This is a genomic window from Rhizobium rhododendri, assembly GCF_007000325.2.
In the GTDB taxonomy this organism is placed as follows: Bacteria; Pseudomonadota; Alphaproteobacteria; order Rhizobiales; family Rhizobiaceae; genus Rhizobium; species Rhizobium rhododendri.
Window position 1 is genome coordinate 1,578,954 of sequence record NZ_CP117267.1, and the last position, 12,469, is coordinate 1,591,422.

The 12,469-nt window shown below is 62.5% G+C and carries 14 protein-coding genes; 4 read left to right on the top strand and 10 right to left on the bottom strand.

Annotated features, from left to right (window positions below; all coding sequences use genetic code 11):
• Positions 1-56 precede the first annotated feature (56 nt).
• Entirely contained in the window at positions 57-323 is a 267-nt protein-coding gene (locus PR018_RS07780; protein WP_111221809.1) for an usg protein, read from the top strand.
• 43 nt (positions 324-366) lie between these two features.
• Complete coding sequence (locus PR018_RS07785) at positions 367-1,191, top strand: class I SAM-dependent methyltransferase (protein WP_142822972.1); 825 nt, start codon at positions 367-369, stop codon at positions 1,189-1,191.
• A 69-nt stretch (positions 1,192-1,260) separates the two neighbouring features.
• Here the strand turns inward: PR018_RS07785 and PR018_RS07790 are convergent, their stop codons facing one another.
• From PR018_RS07790 to PR018_RS07810, 5 genes are all read right to left on the bottom strand, one after another.
• Complete coding sequence (locus PR018_RS07790) at positions 1,261-2,064, bottom strand: ABC transporter ATP-binding protein (RefSeq protein WP_142822974.1); 804 nt, start codon at positions 2,062-2,064, stop codon at positions 1,261-1,263.
• A 10-nt stretch (positions 2,065-2,074) separates the two neighbouring features.
• On the bottom strand, positions 2,075-2,914 hold the full coding sequence (gene ssuC / locus PR018_RS07795) for an aliphatic sulfonate ABC transporter permease SsuC (RefSeq protein ID WP_142822976.1): 840 nt from the start codon (positions 2,912-2,914) through the stop codon (positions 2,075-2,077).
• Positions 2,915-2,936: 22 nt separating this feature from the next.
• Positions 2,937-4,112, bottom strand: coding sequence for an FMNH2-dependent alkanesulfonate monooxygenase (gene ssuD / locus PR018_RS07800; RefSeq protein WP_111221805.1), 1,176 nt, complete (start codon positions 4,110-4,112; stop codon positions 2,937-2,939).
• A gap of 35 nt (positions 4,113-4,147) precedes the next feature.
• A complete protein-coding gene (locus PR018_RS07805) occupies positions 4,148-5,116 on the bottom strand; it encodes an aliphatic sulfonate ABC transporter substrate-binding protein (RefSeq protein WP_142822978.1) in 969 nt (322 codons plus the stop codon).
• 174 nt (positions 5,117-5,290) lie between these two features.
• Positions 5,291-6,259 (bottom strand): aliphatic sulfonate ABC transporter substrate-binding protein, encoded by a 969-nt coding sequence (locus PR018_RS07810; RefSeq protein ID WP_142829161.1) that lies wholly within the window; start codon positions 6,257-6,259, stop codon positions 5,291-5,293.
• 231 nt (positions 6,260-6,490) lie between these two features.
• On the opposite strand from PR018_RS07810, the gene PR018_RS07815 reads away from it, so the two are divergent.
• Positions 6,491-7,363, top strand: a complete 873-nt coding sequence (locus tag PR018_RS07815; protein ID WP_142822982.1) for an NAD(P)-dependent oxidoreductase — start codon at positions 6,491-6,493, stop codon at positions 7,361-7,363.
• Between the two features lie 85 nt (positions 7,364-7,448).
• Here PR018_RS07815 and PR018_RS07820 read toward each other — a convergent pair whose 3' ends face one another.
• The 3 genes from PR018_RS07820 to PR018_RS07830 all read right to left on the bottom strand — a co-directional run bounded on the left by PR018_RS07820 (position 7,449) and on the right by PR018_RS07830 (position 9,216).
• On the bottom strand, positions 7,449-7,937 hold the full coding sequence (locus PR018_RS07820; protein ID WP_111221801.1) for an Lrp/AsnC family transcriptional regulator: 489 nt from the start codon (positions 7,935-7,937) through the stop codon (positions 7,449-7,451).
• Between the two features lie 68 nt (positions 7,938-8,005).
• Complete coding sequence (locus tag PR018_RS07825; RefSeq protein WP_142822984.1) at positions 8,006-8,653, bottom strand: uracil-DNA glycosylase family protein; 648 nt, start codon at positions 8,651-8,653, stop codon at positions 8,006-8,008.
• Positions 8,650-9,216, bottom strand: a complete 567-nt coding sequence (locus PR018_RS07830) for a thermonuclease family protein (protein WP_224127702.1) — start codon at positions 9,214-9,216, stop codon at positions 8,650-8,652. Before PR018_RS07830 ends, PR018_RS07825 begins: the two co-directional genes overlap by 4 nt.
• 119 nt (positions 9,217-9,335) lie before the next feature.
• Here PR018_RS07830 and PR018_RS07835 point away from each other — a divergent pair, with 119 nt between their 5' ends.
• Entirely contained in the window at positions 9,336-10,862 is a 1,527-nt protein-coding gene (locus tag PR018_RS07835) for a sensor histidine kinase (protein ID WP_142822988.1), read from the top strand.
• On the opposite strand, the gene PR018_RS07840 is transcribed toward PR018_RS07835, so the two are convergent.
• Both PR018_RS07840 and cobT read right to left on the bottom strand, forming a co-directional pair.
• The gene (locus PR018_RS07840) at positions 10,863-11,246 is read right to left on the bottom strand and encodes a diacylglycerol kinase (RefSeq protein ID WP_111221798.1); all 384 of its coding nucleotides are present in this window, start codon (positions 11,244-11,246) and stop codon (positions 10,863-10,865) included.
• A 131-nt stretch (positions 11,247-11,377) separates the two neighbouring features.
• A complete protein-coding gene (cobT, locus tag PR018_RS07845; protein ID WP_142829163.1) occupies positions 11,378-12,406 on the bottom strand; it encodes a nicotinate-nucleotide--dimethylbenzimidazole phosphoribosyltransferase in 1,029 nt (342 codons plus the stop codon).
• Positions 12,407-12,469: the final 63 nt, after the last annotated feature.

The window sequence follows — 12,469 nt, forward strand, 5'->3', positions numbered from 1 at the left end:
CCATATCTTTGTGACGAACGTCACGCCCAGGAGTTGGAACCGCAAGCGAGGGGCCGATGCATAAGGAAATGGAATTGCAGCTGAAAGGCTACGGACTGACCACCGCCGAAATTTTCTACCGCCTTCCCGATCATCCCGCCATCCTCCAGACCTATCTCTGGCAAGACTACGATCTCTCCCCGGACTTTCCGGAAATGCGCAGCTTCCTGAAATTTTGGCAGGAGAAACTCGACGGCCCCCTCCACTCCGTCCGTTACGTCCACCGCAAGCTGATCTCGGCAACAGACTGGCGCGCCCTCAAAGGCGAATTCATCCTGAACTGAAATAGCGGTTGCAGCGGCATTTGACCCGGCTTAAAAAGCCGGCATGAAAAACAAGATCGACGAAGACGCGCTGGCCGACGCCTATAACCGAGCCCTCGAGCTGGAGAAATCCGGCGACATCGACGCGGCCGTTGCCGCCTATAACGAGGTCCTGGCAATCGACCCCGACGATCACGGCGGCGCCTCAGTTCGCATCGCCTCGATGGGACGCGGCGAGACACCGACACGGGCGCCGGACGCCTATGTCGAGACGCTGTTCGACCAGCATGCCGAAGTCTTCGAGGACGTGCTCGTCGAGCAACTCGGCTACCATGTGCCGATGCTGGTTCGCCAGCGCCTGCAGGCACTCGGCCTCGGGCCCTTCAAGCGGCTGCTCGATCTCGGCTGCGGCACCGGCCTCACAGGCGGCGTGCTCAGCGACATCGTCGACGACATGACCGGCATAGACCTGTCGGAAAACATGGTCGAGATCGCCGACGAGAAGGACATCTACGATTCGCTGTTTGTCGCAGAGGTCGAGGATTTTCTCGAGGACAACGACGAAGAGCCCTTCGACATCATAACCGCCACCGACGTGCTGCCGTATCTCGGTGCGCTCGAGCCGCTGTTCTTCGGAACCGCCGAAAACCTGACGCCCGGCGGCCTCTTCATATTCTCGTCGGAAACGCTGCCCGAAGAAACCCTCGCCGGCCGCCCCTACATGGTCGGCCCGCACCAGCGCTTCGCCCACGCTGAGGCCTACGTCCGCGAACGCCTGACAGCCACCGGCTTCGACCTCATCGAAATCACCGACATCAACGTCCGCATGGAAGACGGGCAGCCAACCCCGGGGCATCTGGTGGTGGCGCGGTTGAAGCAGCAGCACTGATAGCGCATCGCTCTACCCGCTAGACGGCTAACGTCGCTGATGGGAAAGCGGACCGCTTTCCCAAGCGTCTCAATGCCCCAGGATAGCGGCCAGCAGCTTGCCTTCCAGCTCCGCCAGCGCCGGATTGCCGTGGCGGCGGGGATGGGGGTGGGGAACGGGGAGGTCGAGGGCAATCCCGCCTTCCTCGAGCACAATGACGCGGTCGGCCAGATGCACGGCTTCGCTGACATCGTGGGTGACGAGGACGGCTGTGAAGCCGAGTTCGCGCCAGACGCGGTTCAAGAGCTCCTGCATGCTGATGCGGGTGAGCGCGTCGAGGGCGCCGAGCGGCTCGTCCAGGGCAAGAATGCCGGGCTTGCTGACCAGCGCGCGGGCGAGCGCCACGCGTTGGCGCTGTCCACCGGACAGTTGAGCCGGCCAGTTACCGGCCTTTTCCGCCAGTTGCACTTCCGAGAGAACCCTCGCCGCAGCCTTGCGACCTTCTGCCTTGGAAACACCCTCGCCGAGACCGACGGTGACATTGTCGGCGACGCTCAGCCAGGGCAGCAGGCGTGGCTCCTGGAAGACGATGCGGGCGTTCGGAGCCGCCTCGCCCGAGGTTGTACCGAAGGCGACGCTGCCGCCGGTCGGCGCGTCCAGTCCCATCAGGATGCGTAGCAGCGTGCTCTTGCCGCAGCCGCTCTTGCCGATGACGGCGACGAACTGGCCGGCCGGAATATCGAGATCGATACCCCGCAGGACCTGGTTGTCGCCGAAACGCTTTTCGAGGCCACGGACGCGGATGGCACCGGCACCCGGTGCAGCACTCGCCGCCTCCGGCTGTGTGCTTTTGTGTTCGACCGGCTGAAATCGTGGGTGGGCGATGACGTTCATCTCTCTGTCCTCAGCGCTGCTGATAGGTAGGGTTCCAGCGGAGCGCCCTGCGCTCCATCGCCCGGGCTGCAACATCGGCCAGCTTGCCGAGCACCGCATAGATCACCAGCGACAGCACGACGACATCGGTCATCATGAATTCGCGGGCGTTGTTGGCCATGTGGCCGATGCCGGATGAAGCCGCAATCGATTCCGAGACGATCAGCGTCAGCCACATGATGCCGAGCGCATAGCGCAGGCCGACGAAGATCGACGGCAGGGCGCCGGGAAAGATGACCTTGCGAAACAGCGTCCAGTTGCCCATGCCGTAGACGCGACCCATCTCGATCAGGTCTCGGTCGACATTGCGTACGCCATGATAGGTGTTGAGGTAGACCGGAAACAACACACCGAGCGAGGTCAGGAACAGCTTTGATTCCTCGCCGATGCCGAACCACAGGATGACCAGAGGGATCATCGCCAGATGCGGCACGGTGCGCATCATCTGCAAGGTCGTGTCGGTCAGCTTTTCCGACAGCCGCGACACGCCGTTGGCAAGACCAAGCAGGAACCCGATGCTGCCGCCGACAAACAGGCCGGCAAAGGCTCGGCCGGCGCTGACGGCAATGTCTTTCGGCAATTGACCGGAGGTCGTCGTCTGCCAGAAGGCCATCACCACATCGAACGGCGATGGCATGATCCGCGACGAAATCCATCCGGCCGACGAGCCGAGCTGCCAGAGTGCGACGATGGCGACCGGAACCAGGTAAGGCAGCCAGGCCTCCAGGTTTTTGCGCGCGCGGCTGGCGATATCGTTGTCCGCCGTCCGCGCTGCCCTTACCTCGACGAAGTGTGTGTCGACTGCCGCCATGATCTTGTCCCTCTCTGCCGGATCAGGATCCGGACACGACCTTCAGGTTGCCACCATGGCTGCCGCCGCCGAAAACCTGGCGCTTGCCGAACTCGACGTCGAAGCTGCCGCGCTGCAATTCGCGTCCAAGCCCCAGTTCCGGGAAGAGCAGCTCGGAAACGCGGTAAGCTTCTTCCAGATGCGGATAGCCGGAGCCGATCACCGTCTCGATGCCGATCTCCTGGTATTCGCGCAGGCGTGCGGCCACAGTCTTCGGCGATCCGACCAGGGCCGTGCCGGCTCCCGCGCGCACCAGGCCAACTCCGGCCCAGAGGTTGGGAGACACTTCGAGATTGTCGCGGCGTCCGCCATGCAGGGCGGCCATGCGCTTCTGTCCGACAGAATCGGATTCCTTGACGAAGCGCTCCTGTGCTTCGCGGATCGTATCGTCGTCGAGCTGCGAGATCAGGCGGTCGGCGGCGGCCCAAGCCTCGTCGTCGGTTTCACGAACGATGAAGTGGAGGCGGATGCCGAAGCTGACTTCGCGGCCGGTGCGCTTTGCTGCAGCCCGCACCTTTTCGACCTTTTCGGCAACCTGCGCCGGAGGTTCGCCCCAGGTCAGGTACTTGTCGACGCGACCGACGGCAAAATCGATGCCAGCGTCCGAAGAACCGCCGAAATACAGCGGCGGACGCGGCGATTGCACCGGCGGCAGGGCCAACCGTGCACCGGTCGCCTTGATATACTTGCCATCGAGCGTCGACGTGCCCTTGGCCATCAGCTCTTCGAACACGTCGAAGAATTCATTGGCGTGATCGTAGCGCTCGTCATGCTTCAGGAAGATGCCGTCGCCCGCAAGCTCAGAGGGACTGCCGCCGACGACGATGTTAAGCAGCAGGCGTCCGTGCGAGATGCGATCGAGCGTTGAGGCCAGCCGGGCGTAATAGGCCGGCGACGCCGTACCGGGACGCACCGCCACCAGGAATTTGAGCTTCTGCGTATGGGCTGCAAGCGCTGCCGCCGTGACGAAGGATTCCTCGCATGACACGCCGGTCGGCAGCAGCACGCCGGAATAGCCGAGGCGATCGACGGCCTGCGCGATCTGCGTCAGATAGCCGATATCCGTGTCGCGGTTGAGGTCGGCGGAACCGAGATAGCTGCCGTCGCCCGAAGTCGGGATAAACCAGAGGAAGTCGATTGGCTTGGAAGTGTTTGTCATGTCTGTTTCCCTTGTTCCGTGGTCGCGGGGATCAATCAGCTGGCTTTAGGGTGCCAGACGATGTCGCTGACCTTGAGCTTCTTCGGCACGATGCCGAGGCTGTAGAAATCGTCCGCCAAAGCCTGCTGGTAGGCAAGCGCCGCGTCCGGCATCAGCGAGACCTTGCCGAGGTCAGCCTTGCTGCGGGTCAGCGTGACGCGAGTGATCGGCTCCGGCACGCCGGTGATCTGCGCCAGCGCCGTCACCGTTGCATCGAGATTGGTCTGCGCCGCGGCACCGACCTTGGCCAGTTCGTCGATGACGTCGGCAATCACCTCTGGGTTCTTGGCCGTGAAGCCGCCGTTGCCGAGGAAATAGCCCCAGTTGTCGATGATGCCCTCGGAGGTGGTCAGCACGCGTGTCTGCGGATCGGCCTCTGTGACGGCAAAGTAGGGATCCCAGATCGCCCAGGCATCGATGCTGCCGTTCTTGAAAGCAGCAGCGGCGTCCGGTGGCGCCAGATCCACCTCCGTGATGTCAGAGACCGTCAGGCCGCCCTTGCGCAATACCTGGATGGCGAAGTTGTGGCCGCTGGAACCGCGCTTGTAGGCGAGTTTCTTGCCCTTCAGATCCTCGATCTTCTGGATCGGCGAATCCTTGTGCACCAGCAGGCCGTGAAAGGCGGCCGGCCCCTGATAGGCACCGACATAGAGGAGGTCACGACCGGCAGCCTGCGCGAATAGCGGCGGCACGTCGCCGGTGATCCCGAAATCGATGGCGCCCGCCCCGATGGCTTCGAGCAGCGGCGGCCCCGAGGTAAACTCGTTCCACTCGACGGTCACGCCCTTGCCGGCCAGGCGCTTCTCCAGCGCGCCGCTTTTCTTGGCGAGTGGCACCACGCCGAATTTCTGCCAGCCGACCCTCAGCGTCGTGCCGGTGGCGGCGCTCGCCCCCCTCACCTGCGGAAGGATGGCAGCAGAAGCGGCTGCACCGAAAAGCCCAAGCGTCTGTCTGCGGGTAATCATCGAAGTGCCTCATAAAAATTCGCAACCGGATCCCTATCCGGCAAGTTCATAGTGTCATGGTCGCGGCGCAAGATCGAAGCCGCGGTTTCCCAACCGCAGCAAGGTCTTAGAATAATTTTGCTTGAAGTCGGGCTCCGGCATTGTCAGGGAAGCGTCTGCATGAGGCTTGCAAACTCAACTCGCCTTCGGCCGCCAGACGATATCGCTGACATTGAGCTTCTTCGGCACGATGCCCAGACCATAGAATTCCTCGGCCAGCGATTGCTGGTAGGCAACCGCTGCATCTGTCATCGTCGAGACGCTGCCGAGATCCGCGCCGGGCCGCGTCAGCGTCACCCGCGTCACGTCGGCCGGCACACCGGTGATGCCGGAGAGCGCCGCCACGGTGTCCTCGAGTTGCCCCTGTGCCGCAGCACCCACCTTTGCCAGTTCGTCGATGACGGCAGACACGAGCTGCGGGTTGCTCGCCGTATAGTCGCCATTGGCGAGGAAAAACGAATAACTGTCGACGATACCCCGCGCCGTCGCCAGCACGCGGGTCTGGGGATCGGCCTCGGCAATCGCCAGATAGGGATCCCAGATCGACCAGGCATCGATGCTGCCGGTCTTGAAGGCGGCAGCCGCATCCGAGGGCGACAGGTCGATCGGCTCGACATCTGAAGGCGTCAGGCCTGCCTTTTGCAGGGCCTTGACAGCAACGTTGTGGGCGCTGGAGCCACGCTTGAAGGCAAGCTTCTTGCCCTTGAGGTCGGCAAGCGACTTGATCGACGAATCCGCCCGCACCAGTATGGCAGAGCCTTCCGGGCTGCCGCGATAGAGCCCGACATAAAGGAGATTGCCATTCGCCGCCTGGGCAAACAGCGGCGGGACATCGCCGGTTGCGCCGAAATCCAGCGCGCCGGCCCCGAGTGCTTCCAGCAGAGGCGGCCCCGAGGTGAACTCCGACCATTCGACCGAAACACCTTGCCCCGCCAGCCGCTTCTCCAGCGCTCCCTGGCGCTTGGCCAGCGCCAGCACGCCGTTCTTCTGCCAGCCGATGCGCAGCTGCTTGGCGGCTGCGGCGCGTGCGATGCCGCCGAGCGGTAGAAGCGATGTAGCGGCGACGGCGCCCAAAAGCCCGAGTGTCTGTCTGCGCGATATCATGTCACATCTCCTTGCGTCAGCATTCTGCTGCCATGGCCCCTACACTGGAGAAATCTAGTCGGCTTATCGACAAAGGATTTTGTGAAATTCACCGACTTCGTCGAAATTTGCTTCTGCGGAAAGCGACAATTGCGAAATCAGCGCCCTCGCTCGTCCCCTGACGCCAAACGGCCTTTCCTGGATTTCGGCTTTCAGCTAATGCTCTGGCGAAATCTGAGAAGGAATGTACGCATGTCGAATGTCACTTTCATCGGCCTCGGGGTCATGGGCTATCCGATGGCCGGACATCTCGCCGTCAAGGGCGGACACACCGTCACCGTCTATAACCGGACGGCTGCCAAGGCCGAGGCCTGGGTGAAGCAATATGGCGGCAAATCCGCTGCCACCCCGGCAGATGCCGCAAGGGACGCCGACTTCGTCTTTACCTGCGTCGGCAATGACGACGATCTGCGCTCCGTCACCACCGCCGAGAATGGCGTGTTCTCCGGCATGAAGCCCGGGGCAATCCTGATCGATAACACCACAGCCAGTGCCGAAGTCGCACGCGAACTCGATGCCGCCGCAAAAGCCAAGGGCTGCCATTTCATCGATGCTCCGGTGTCCGGTGGCCAGGCCGGTGCCGAGAACGGCGTGCTCACCGTCATGTGCGGTGGCGAAGCTGCGGTGTTCGAAAAGGCAAAGCCGGTGATCGACGCCTATGCCCGCATGGTCGGGCTCATGGGCGATGTCGGCGCCGGCCAGTTGACCAAGATGATCAACCAGATCTGCATCGCCGGCCTCGTCCAGGGCCTGGCCGAAGGCATCCATTTCGGCCAGAAGGCCGGGCTCGACATCGAGAAGGTGGTCGAGGTGATCTCCAAGGGCGCTGCCGGCTCCTGGCAGATGGAAAACCGCCACAAGACGATGATGGCCGGCAAATACGATTTCGGCTTCGCCGTCGACTGGATGCGCAAGGATCTCGACATCGTCCTCAGCGAAGCCCGCCGCAACGGTGCAACGCTGCCCGTGACGGCGCTGGTGGATCAATTCTATGGAGAAGTCCAGGCGATGGGTGGCAAGCGATGGGACACGTCGTCGCTGCTGGCCCGGCTGGAAAAGAAGTAGGCTGCACCGGAGGCCGGCAAAAAGCCCAGGGCCTCGACGCCACAAGCGAAAAAGGCAGCGCGCACCGGCACGCTGCCCTTTTCCGTTATTCGTCGTTCGACTTGCTGGCGTCGAGCAGCATATAGTCGAGCGGCAGTTGCGTCGAATACTTGATCTGCTCCATGGCAAACACCGACGACACGTCGCGGATTTCGATCTTGGCGATCATCCGCTTGTAGAACGCGTCATAGGCGGCAATATCGGGCACGACGACGCGCAGCAGGTAGTCGACGTCACCGCTCATGCGGTAGAATTCCACCACTTCCGGAAATTCGGAAACCACCTCGGAAAAACGCTTCAGCCATTCGATCGAGTGGCTGGCCGTCCGGATCGAGACAAAGACGGTGACCTTGGTATTGACCTTGACGGGGTCGAGCAGCGCGACGCGGCCACGGATGACGCCGTCTTCTTCCATCTTCTGGATACGCCGCCAGCAGGGCGTCGTCGACAGCCCGACCTTCTTGGCGAGATCTGCGACGGCAAGCGTTGAATCTTCCTGCAGAAGCCGCAGGATCTTTCTATCTAGACGATCCATCCCCAATGTCCTTTTTCGAAATATATTCTGTCTATAGCGCGATTCCGGGGAAAGAAAAGAACATGATTTCAGAAAGTGAGGGTTTTCACCCGATTTTGCAACACCGGCAGCAAATCGCTCTCGAACCACGGGTGGCGCTTCAGCCAGCCACTGTTGCGCCAGCTCGGATGCGGAAGCGGCATCACCGCGGGCCCCTCATTGGTCAAAACATAACGCTTCCATGCAGATACCGTCTCCGTCATCGACGCCATCCTTGAAGGCCCGAGGTGAAAGGCTTGCGCATACTGGCCGATTGCCAGCACCAGCTCGATCTGCGGCATGGCATCCAGCACGGTCCGGCGCCACGCCGGCGCGCATTCACGCCGGGGCGGCAAGTCGCTGCCGGCAGCGTCGTAGCCGGGAAAGCAAAAGCCCATGGGGACGATGGCAAAGCGATCGCGATCGTAGAACGCCGCCCGGTCCACCCCCAGCCATTGTCGCAGCCGGTCGCCGGATGCATCTTCGAACGGCAGGCCACTTTGGTGCACCCGCAATCCCGGCGCCTGTCCTGCGATCAGGATGCGCGCCTTGGACGAGACGACCACCACCGGGCGCGGCTCGTGCGGCAGACGATACTCGATGCCCCGCGCCGGACTATCGCGACAGATACGACATCCGGCGATCGCAATACGCAGGCCCTCGAGCCGCTCTTCTCTTCCTGCTCCGAAATCCGTCATCGCCATCCCATGAGGTCGCGGACATACTCGCCGATACCAGCCAGCGGATCGCGGCTCGACTGTGCTGCACCGCCATCGCGCCGATAATCCCGGGGTCGCTCGAAACTGCCCGCCCACAGCCCTGCCTTGGCGTCACGCGCCTCTGCCTCCTCAGCCTCGTAGGCGCCATAGCCGACAGCCATGCCGCGACGAACCATCTCGGCATTGACGTCGAGCCCGCCGACGCTGCAGGTGACGAGAAGCCGGTCATAGCGGTCCCGTTGCCGGCCCCGGCACTCGACCGGGCCGGCAGCCAGCATCTTCGAAAGCGCATCCCGCGCCACCTGCCCGCAATCCCAGGATCGGGAATCGCGCTGGCATTGCTGCCGCAATTCCGGCGCATCGATGCCGACCAGGCGAAATCGCCCTCCCTCGCGCTTCAGACTATCGCCGTCGACGACCGAAAAATTACCGTTTGCAACCGTTTCCGGCTGAAGGTTCAACTTGAATGCGAGGAGGCCCAGCAAGCCCAGAAACGCAAATGCCATGAGGCTATCGCCCCACAGACCACGGGGCTTCGCCACCTTTCGGCCTCCTTGAAAAACAACTCGTTTGCGAAGATGGCAAACAAAACCTTGCATGGCAGCATCTTCTTAAGGATTCCGGCATACGCTTTGGCCATCTTCAGAGCAAGTATGTGCACATGAGTACCGGCACCAGCATCTCCTCGGACAAGATCATTGTTGATCGGTCGCGAAGCCATCGCAACAAGGCGGTGTCCAAAGCCGTGCGCGAAACGCGCGAGCGTTTGCAATCCGGTCATATCGGCAGTTTCGACCGCGAATTGCTCTCCATGTACATCGGCAACATGCTTCAGGGCGCCACGCTCGTTCCGCTGTTCGTCATTGTCGTCTCGGCGCTTGGCCTCTACCTCACCCACGACATCGGCTTTCTTGCCTGGGCGTTGCTGACGCTGAGCGCCCATGCCGTCAACCTCGTGCTCGGCCAACGCGCCAGCCGCAAGCAGCTGACCGTCGAGACCGCCCAGAAGTGGCGGCGGGTGCTGCTGTTCGGGCAGGTTCTGGTCGGCTGTTGCTGGGCTGCCTTTGCCATGAAGGGCTGCGACACCTGCGACGGCGACGGCTTCCTGCTCTACAAGGGCGCCACCCTGCTGGTCGCGCTCTGCGTCATGGCGATGTCCAATTTCTTGCTGCCACGCAGCGTCCTCTATGCCTTCGTACCAACCACGATTGCGCTCGCCCTGAGAGCCTTACTGACGCGCGACCTGCTCGATATCAGCCTCGCCTCGACCTTTGCCGCAGCCGTCGTGTTTTTCGTCTTCATCGGCAACCGGATGTTCCAGTTCAACCTGAAGATCCTGTTTTTCCAGTCGGAAAAGGATAACCTGATCGCCGAACTCGAGGTTGCCAAATCCATGTCGGATGAGGCAAGGCGCCGCGCCGAGGAGGCAAACCTGGCCAAATCGCGCTTCCTCGCCTCGATGTCGCACGAATTGCGCACGCCGCTGAACGCCATCCTCGGCTTTTCCGAGGTGATGTCGGCCGAGGTCATGGGGCCGCTCAACAACCCGACCTACAAGGAATACACCGACGACATCCACCGCTCCGGCCAGCACCTTCTCAACCTGATCAACGAAATCCTCGACCTGTCGCGCATCGAAGCCGGCAAATACGACCTGAGCGAAGAGGCAATCTCGCTGCTCGACGTCGCCGAGGATTGCATCGGCATGGTGCAGCTACGGGCTCGCGGCAAGAACATCTCGATCTCGCAGCAGTTCGAGGGATCGCTGCCATCCGTCTGGGCAGATGAAAAATCTCTCCGCCAGGTGATCCTCAACCTGCTGTCGAATGCCGTCAAGTTTACGCCGCAGGGCGGCGAAGTGGTGGTCAAGGTCGGCTGGACACTCAGCGGCGGCCAGTATGTCTCGATCAAGGACAACGGCCCGGGCATTCCCGAAGAGGAGATCCCGATCGTGCTTTCGGCTTTCGGCCAGGGCTCCATCGCCATCAAGAGCGCCGAACAGGGCACCGGCCTCGGCCTGCCCATCGTCCAGGCGATCCTTGCCAAGCACGACGGTCAGTTCATCCTGAAATCCAAACTGCGCGAAGGCACCGAAGTCATCGCCATCCTCCCCGCCAAGCGCGTCCTCCAGACCCTCCCCGCCGAACAAACCCCTTCGATCGACAAGAAACGCCGGAGTTTTGCGTGATCACCCGAGCCAGTAGTGGCTGAACACGGTGAAGGCGAGGTGGAGGCCGCAGGCGACGAGCATGCAGAAGACGGCGAAGGAGCCCAGGTCCTTCGCGTGTTTGCCGACGTTCGAGAGCTCCGGCGAGATGCGGTCGATGACCTCTTCGACTGCCGTATTCAGTGCTTCGGCTGCGAACAGTCCGAGGAACAGGAAGATCGACACCAGGATATCGGAAAGCCGCGTGCCGGTGGCAACGAGGATGATTTGCGCGACGACGAAGAACAGTAGTTCCTGCCGGAAGGCCGCTTCCTTCAGCAGGCGGCGAAAACCTCCCCAGGAATAGCCGGCGGCGGCGAAGAAGTGTCGGACGCCGGTTTCCTTGGTCACTGCTGATTTCGACAAGTGCGCGTTCTCCGGCCATCGCGTTCAGAAGCGTTGCGCATACAGAACCCGCAGCTGCAATTCAAGATGCCGCAGCCCCCCGATCCCACCTGTCTATGCTGCCGGTCCATGTCACCGGTCGTTGCTGCCGGTCAGTGGGTGTGGCTGTGTCCGTCGCTGACGCCGGCGGCTGCAAACGTCGCCATGCCGGAGTGGCAGGCGGTTGCGGCCTTGACGATGCCGGCGGCAAGCGCTGCGCCGGTGCCCTCGCCGAGCCGCATGCCGAGGGCCAGAAGCGGTGTCTTGCCGAGCTTCTCGATCGCCTTCATATGGCCCGGCTCGCCGGAGACGTGGCCGATCAGGCAGTGGTCGAGGGCAGCGGGATTGGCAGCCTTGAGGATCGCGCCTGCCGCCGTCGCCACATAGCCGTCGAGGATGACGGGAATGCGCTCGACGCGGGCGGCAAGGATGGCGCCCGCCATAGCCGCGATCTCGCGACCGCCGAGACGACGCAGGATTTCCAGCGGATCGGACAAATGGTCGCGGTGCAGCGCCACAGCCTTTTCGACGGCCGCGGTCTTGCGCTGCAGCATCTCACCCTCAGACCCCGTGCCAGGCCCCACCCAGTCGGCAGCGGTGCCGCCGTAGAGTGCATAGTTGATTGCCGCCGCGATGGTCGTGTTGCCGATGCCCATTTCGCCGATGCAGAGAAGATCCGTGCCGCCGGCGATGGCCTCCATGCCGAAAGCCATGGTCGCCGCACAGTCGCGCTCGGACAGCGCCGCCTCCTCCGTGATATCGCCGGTCGGGTATTCCAAGGCCAGGTCGAAAACCTTGAGGCCAAGGTCGTAGGCGACGCAGATCTGGTTGATCGCCGCGCCGCCGGCCGCGAAATTCTCGACCATCTGTTGCGTGACCTCAGGCGGAAATGGCGTGATTCCCTGGCGCGTGACACCGTGATTGCCGGCAAAGATCGCCACCAGCGGCCGGGTGACCGAGGGTTTGCGGCCACTCCAGGCTGCCAGCCAGAAGGCGATTTCCTCGAGCCGGCCGAGAGAGCCGCGCGGCTTGGTCAACTGCGCATCGCGCTCGCGCGCATCGACAAGCGCCCGTTGGTCGGGACCCGGCAGATCGCGCAGCAGCGCACGGAAATCGTCGAAGGGAAGGCCGCTGACGCTCATCGTTGTGGTTCCTTGTCTTTTGGTCGCAAATCGGCTTTTTTTGCTGGCCACTCTCTTAATCAC

Excerpts from the sequence above, each read along its gene's own strand:
- ssuC (WP_142822976.1), bottom strand. The coding sequence starts at position 2,914 with ATGGCGGCAGTCGACACACACTTCGTCGAGGTAAGGGCAGCGCGGACG.
- PR018_RS07815 (WP_142822982.1), top strand. The coding sequence starts at position 6,491 with ATGTCGAATGTCACTTTCATCGGCCTCGGGGTCATGGGCTATCCGATG.
- PR018_RS07780 (WP_111221809.1), top strand. The coding sequence starts at position 57 with ATGCATAAGGAAATGGAATTGCAGCTGAAAGGCTACGGACTGACCACC.
- PR018_RS07810 (WP_142829161.1), bottom strand. The coding sequence starts at position 6,259 with ATGATATCGCGCAGACAGACACTCGGGCTTTTGGGCGCCGTCGCCGCT.
- ssuD (WP_111221805.1), bottom strand. The coding sequence starts at position 4,112 with ATGACAAACACTTCCAAGCCAATCGACTTCCTCTGGTTTATCCCGACT.
- cobT (WP_142829163.1), bottom strand. The coding sequence starts at position 12,406 with ATGAGCGTCAGCGGCCTTCCCTTCGACGATTTCCGTGCGCTGCTGCGC.
- PR018_RS07790 (WP_142822974.1), bottom strand. The coding sequence starts at position 2,064 with ATGAACGTCATCGCCCACCCACGATTTCAGCCGGTCGAACACAAAAGC.
- PR018_RS07785 (WP_142822972.1), top strand. The coding sequence starts at position 367 with ATGAAAAACAAGATCGACGAAGACGCGCTGGCCGACGCCTATAACCGA.
- PR018_RS07820 (WP_111221801.1), bottom strand. The coding sequence starts at position 7,937 with ATGGATCGTCTAGATAGAAAGATCCTGCGGCTTCTGCAGGAAGATTCA.
- PR018_RS07835 (WP_142822988.1), top strand. The coding sequence starts at position 9,336 with ATGAGTACCGGCACCAGCATCTCCTCGGACAAGATCATTGTTGATCGG.
- PR018_RS07805 (WP_142822978.1), bottom strand. The coding sequence starts at position 5,116 with ATGATTACCCGCAGACAGACGCTTGGGCTTTTCGGTGCAGCCGCTTCT.
- PR018_RS07825 (WP_142822984.1), bottom strand. The coding sequence starts at position 8,653 with ATGACGGATTTCGGAGCAGGAAGAGAAGAGCGGCTCGAGGGCCTGCGT.